Source organism: Coleofasciculus sp. (assembly GCF_046539235.1).
Classification (GTDB): Bacteria; Cyanobacteriota; Cyanobacteriia; order Cyanobacteriales; family Coleofasciculaceae; genus Coleofasciculus.
This window is the reverse complement of the sequence record NZ_JBKHHI010000450.1, coordinates 1-5,109: the sequence shown is the minus strand read 5'-3', so window position 1 is coordinate 5,109 and position 5,109 is coordinate 1. Positions and strand designations below refer to the sequence as shown.

The following is a 5,109-nucleotide window of genomic DNA, read 5'->3' as shown; positions in this document are numbered from 1 at the left end:
AACAGAACCCAACCCCTAATTATATCGGGTCGCCCTGCATTAGGTATCGGTAATTATCTAATACCAAATCCGGCATTGTCAACAATACATAACCCTTTTATGTCCAGATTGTTCCCGACTTGCCATGGCAAATCTCTACAGGGTTGTGGCGATTTGCTCTGTGTAGAGATAGTTAACCCGGATTTGGCATCACACCACATTGGGACAGGGGCGAGTCGATATAGGTTAATCCTTACACAGCCTACTATGTGCAGCGACTCGCCCCTACAAGGGACTCGCCCCTACAACTGAGATGATTCCGAAAATCCCGACAATCTTGATCATGGATTCCCTGATGAACGACGAGGAATCGTAAAGGAAATGGAACGAGGCGGTTTAGGTAGTGATGTCGATGATGATGGATTAAGCACCGTCGAGGTAGATCCTGGATTAGCACTCTCCACCGAGGGAGACTGAGTTTGATGGCTTGAGAATTGTCTGGGTTGTAGCGAAATAGACCAACCTGGAGATTTACCGTAGTTAGACGCGATCGCGAGTAACGCTCCTGCCAAAATGAATACTGGCATGGGTAGGATAAAATCACTCATCCACTGAGACAATTCTATTAGGCTAAATACTACCACAAAGGTGGTAATTACAACTCTCATCGATCTGACTTAAAACTAGCGCTGCCGCCATCATCATACACCATGCAAATTTTTGCGATTCGCTTAAAACCCAATGACGATTTAAAGGCAAGTTTAGGGCATTTCGTCAAACAGCACCAGATTGAAGCTGGGTTTATGATTACGGCTGTGGGTAGCCTCAAACAAGCCACCCTACGCTTTGCAGGTCAAAATTATGCTCAAGCCTTCAAGCGGCGCTTTGAGATTGTTTCCCTCGTGGGTACTCTGTCTATCCATAAGCGGAAATTTATATTCTTCAAATCCAGCCAAATCACTCTATCACAGTCGTTTAAGAGTCATAAAATCAAAACGGATGAGCTTAACGCTCACTCACACAGTCGCAGAAAACAGATTGGAAAATAAACAACTATCCTTCACCCAGAATTAGCTGAAGCGTTCGGTGCGCTTCTTGTAGGGTTTGGAGTTCGGAATTAAACTTCCATAGATAGGGTTTAACTCTATTGCCTCCCACAATAGCGGGTTCCCAAGCCGTCAATTGCCATCCTTGCTCAGTTGCAGTGAGGCAATAATCAATTCGGGGAGGAATAATCGAGGGGTTGGCGTTAGTAATCATCATTGCTTGCTTGTAATACCCTTAAGTGGTCAAAAAAATTGTGATTTAGGGTAAGGAAGCGATCGCCTATAGCTTACTGGTTAATGCCCTGATACCTATAAATCATCTTGCCACTCCTTTCTGGAGATGGTAAGTCTTACCCGCAATCTTTATCGAAATATCATAATTAAGTTGGAACAAAACACGAGGTTATGGGGGGTTGCCGAAATCTCTGTGAAATTGAGCTTCATCCAACCTTCACATAACTCGGTCGAGTAAATATACGATGGGGAAGATGGGGAAGCAGGGGAAGCAGGGGAAGCAGGGGAAGATGAGGGAGGAGATTGGCAATCAACAATGAACAATGAACAATGAACAATTAACAAATGACAAATCACCACTCAAACGTCTATTTGCCTACGGTCATAACTATCGCACGGAAATCTGGCAGGCGATCGCATGTTCGGTTCTGAATAAAATCTTTGACTTAGCGCCACCTGCGTTAATTGGTGCGGCGGTGGATGTGGTGGTTCAGCAAGAAGATTCTCTCATCGCCCAGTTAGGCGTCACCGACATCTTCACACAACTGTTGATTCTGGCGTTGCTGAGTCTGATCATCTGGGGATTAGAATCCATCTTTGAATATGCCTACAACCAACTCTGGCGTAATCTGGCACAGACGATTCAGCATGATTTGCGCTTAGATGCTTACTACCACTTACAATCCCTCGACTTGGCTTATTTTGAGGATAGGAGTACAGGCAGATTGATGTCGATTCTTAACGATGATATCAACCAACTGGAACGCTTTCTGGATGTTGGTGCGAATGAAATTCTCCAGGTATCTACAACCGTCGTGATTATTGGTGCTGCGTTCTTGATTCTGGCACCTGGCGTGGCTTGGATGGCACTTCTACCCATGCCGTTTATTCTCTGGGGTTCCATCGCCTTCCAGCGCCGCCTTGCGCCCCGTTATGCTGATGTGCGGGAAAAGGTGAGTTTACTCAATGGGCAATTGGCAAATAATCTGACAGGAATAACCACAATTAAAAGCTTTACGGCTGAAGCTTATGAAATCCAGCGAATCAGCGCCCAAAGCCAAGCCTATCGCCAAAGTAACCGTCGCGCGATCGCACTCTCTGCGGCGTTTGTGCCATTAATTCGTATCCTTATTTTATTGGGCTTTATCGGAATTCTCCTTTATGGGGGGATGGAAGCGGTAGCGGGGAGATTAGCCGTCGGTACTTATAGCGTGTTAGTATTCCTTACTCAACGTTTATTGTGGCCCCTAACCCGATTGGGACAAACGCTGGATCTCTATCAACGGGCAATGGCGTCTACAACCAGGGTGATGAATTTGTTAGATACACCAATTACGATGCATTCGGGCGAGATTTCTTTGCCTGTGAGTCAGGTAAAAGGTGAGTTAGCGTTAAAAAATATTACCTTTTCCTATCAGGGACGCCATCCTGTGGTAGAAAATCTGTCCATGCATATTCCAGCGGGAAAAACCATTGCCATTGTCGGTGCGACGGGTTCGGGAAAAAGTACCCTGGTCAAGTTATTATTGAGACTCTATGAAGTCCAGGACGGAACTATAACCCTAGATGGTATTGATCTGCGCCAGCTTCAGTTAGCCGATTTACGCCGCGCCATTGGTTTAGTCAGTCAGGATGTGTTTCTGTTTCATGGCACAGTGCGGGAAAATATTACCTATGGTAGTTTTGATGTCACGCTATCTGAGGTAGAAGCCGCCGCCGAAATTGCCGAAGCCGATGAATTTATTTGCCAACTTCCCCAAGGCTACGACACAATTATCGGGGAGAGAGGACAAAAATTATCCGGTGGACAGCAGCAGCGACTGGCAATTGCCCGTGCTATCTTAAAAAATCCCCCCGTGTTGATCCTCGATGAAGCCACCTCCGCCGTGGATAATGAGACAGAAGCCGCCATTCAGCGATCGCTAGAGAAGATTACCCAAAACCGAACCACGATCGCGATCGCTCATCGCTTGTCTACAGTACGCAATGCTGATTGTATTTATGTTATGGATAAAGGTAAATTAGTTGAACAAGGCACCCATGAAGAATTACTGGCACAACAAGCTATTTATGCGATGCTTTGGCAAGTTCAGTCTGGGGTTAAATAATTGTCATTTGTCCTTTGTCATTGGTCATTTGTCATTGGGGATTATCAACCATGATTATGTTCAGTAAATCTCAGCCGAATAAGCCAGAGGATCAGTGGAAAGTTAAGCTAAATCAGTTTGCAAAAGAACATAGTAAGGAACTGGCGGCGCTGTCATGGGGACTCTTTCTAGAGAAGGGCGAAAGCGACGAAACTATAGGAATTGACCTGAAACCTAGACCCCATTTTGTCTATTGTCCCAAAGCAGCACTGGAAAAACTGAATCAAAAGGTTGATAACTATCTTCAGGAAATGGTAGGTATTGTCAATGCTCACCAACCTGATAAAGAAGTTTTAATGATTGGTATTGGTAATGACCAAATTAAATTAATTCATTTTGAACCGGAATCTCCGCCTCCAGTGTGTTTTGAGGAAGTGGGTAAAGATGTAGATACTTTACTCGGAGAGTTAGAACAGCGTCTGAGTGAATTTGGTATTCGTCCTTAGTTGTCATTTGTCATTTGTCATTCGTCATTTGTTTAAAATTGCTGACACTCTGTCAGGGCGGGTTTAGGGATATCAGGGTCAAAACTAAACGTTAGCGGTAAAACCCGCCCCTACAATAGACGTTCCCATTGCTCCCCATCTCCTATCTCCCTCATCTCCCCCTGCTCCCCCAGCTTCCCCTGCTCCCCCTGCTCCTGATAACTGATAACTGCTCACTGATAACTGATCACTCCCCTGCATCCTCATCCCGCGATCGGTACAATAGTTAACAAACTACAATCCAACTCTGCAAACTGATGACGCCTGACGTAGAAACGTTACCCCAGGAACCGACTGACACCAGTGAAACCGACAACCTCGACGAACTTCCCAATGATGTCGAGATGTCACTGTTTGATCACTTAGAAGAGTTGCGGCGGCGAATTTTCTATTCGCTGCTGGCTGTAGCCGTTGGTGCAATTGGCTGCTTTGTGGCGGTTAAATACATTGTCCAGTTATTGGAAATCCCGGCTCAAGGCGTTAAGTTTTTACAATTAGCTCCCGGTGAATACTTCTTTGTGTCCATCAAAGTAGCGGGTTACAGTGGTTTGCTAGTGGCGACGCCTTTCATTCTTTACCAAGTGATTCAGTTTGTCTTACCTGGGCTGACTCGCCGCGAACGACGCTTGATTGCACCTATAGTTTTAGGATCAAGTATTCTGTTTTTCGCCGGGTTAGCATTTTCCTACATTGCTTTAATTCCCGCCGCGCTGAAATTCTTTATTAGTTACGGTGCTGATGTGGTTGAGCAAGCTTGGTCAATTGAACGGTATTTTGAATTTGTGCTGCTACTCATGTTCAGCACAGGGATAGCCTTTCAAGTGCCAATTATTCAGCTTCTTTTGGGAAATTTAGGCATTGTCTCATCCTCACAAATGCTTTCCGGTTGGCGGATTGTTATTTTAGGTGCAGTGATTTTAGGCGCTGTGCTAACTCCTTCCACTGATCCTCTGACTCAAAGCTTACTCGCTGGTGCTGTTATCGGTCTTTACTTCGGCGGAATTGGTCTAGTTAAGCTGTCAGGAAAGTGATTGAGTTTATAGTACGGGCTTTAGCCTGTTATAATTCTGGGTTGACTACTAGCGTAACAGCGATAGTTCAGGATTTGATCAAAAGTGACATGAAACTCCCTTATCATAAACAGATTTGGGTTTGTTGGCAGCGGTAAAGATAGTTGAAGCACTGGGAGTAGCTGCTGTCATTGAAATGAACACTGTC

General features: G+C 45.2%; 7 protein-coding genes. 4 read left to right on the top strand and 3 right to left on the bottom strand.

The annotated features are described in order from the left end of the window. Window positions 1–320: 320 nt before the first annotated feature. A complete protein-coding gene (locus ACLFWI_RS26495) occupies window positions 321–647 on the bottom strand; it encodes a hypothetical protein (RefSeq protein WP_446415404.1) in 327 nt (108 codons plus the stop codon). Between the two features lie 42 nt (window positions 648–689). Here ACLFWI_RS26495 and ACLFWI_RS26490 point away from each other — a divergent pair, with 42 nt between their 5' ends. Then, window positions 690–1,028: a PPC domain-containing DNA-binding protein gene (locus ACLFWI_RS26490; protein WP_446415403.1), complete on the top strand. Its 339-nt coding sequence runs from the start codon at window positions 690–692 to the stop codon at window positions 1,026–1,028. A gap of 4 nt (window positions 1,029–1,032) precedes the next feature. Here ACLFWI_RS26490 and ACLFWI_RS26485 read toward each other — a convergent pair whose 3' ends face one another. Then, complete coding sequence (locus tag ACLFWI_RS26485) at window positions 1,033–1,242, bottom strand: hypothetical protein (protein ID WP_446339977.1); 210 nt, start codon at window positions 1,240–1,242, stop codon at window positions 1,033–1,035. A gap of 340 nt (window positions 1,243–1,582) precedes the next feature. On the opposite strand from ACLFWI_RS26485, the gene ACLFWI_RS26480 reads away from it, so the two are divergent. Further along, on the top strand, window positions 1,583–3,367 hold the full coding sequence (locus ACLFWI_RS26480; protein WP_446415402.1) for an ABC transporter ATP-binding protein: 1,785 nt from the start codon (window positions 1,583–1,585) through the stop codon (window positions 3,365–3,367). 56 nt (window positions 3,368–3,423) lie between these two features. Next, a complete protein-coding gene (gene ccmS, locus ACLFWI_RS26475) occupies window positions 3,424–3,852 on the top strand; it encodes a beta-carboxysome assembly chaperone CcmS (protein ID WP_446415401.1) in 429 nt (142 codons plus the stop codon). An 84-nt stretch (window positions 3,853–3,936) separates the two neighbouring features. Here the strand turns inward: ccmS and ACLFWI_RS26470 are convergent, their stop codons facing one another. Continuing rightward, window positions 3,937–4,092 carry a hypothetical protein gene (locus tag ACLFWI_RS26470; protein WP_446415400.1) on the bottom strand — a complete coding sequence of 52 codons (156 nt, stop codon included), beginning with the start codon at window positions 4,090–4,092 and terminating at the stop codon, window positions 3,937–3,939. 56 nt (window positions 4,093–4,148) lie between these two features. Between ACLFWI_RS26470 and tatC the strand changes: the two genes are divergently transcribed. Further along, window positions 4,149–4,922, top strand: coding sequence for a twin-arginine translocase subunit TatC (gene tatC / locus ACLFWI_RS26465; RefSeq protein ID WP_446415399.1), 774 nt, complete (start codon window positions 4,149–4,151; stop codon window positions 4,920–4,922). Window positions 4,923–5,109 lie beyond the last annotated feature (187 nt).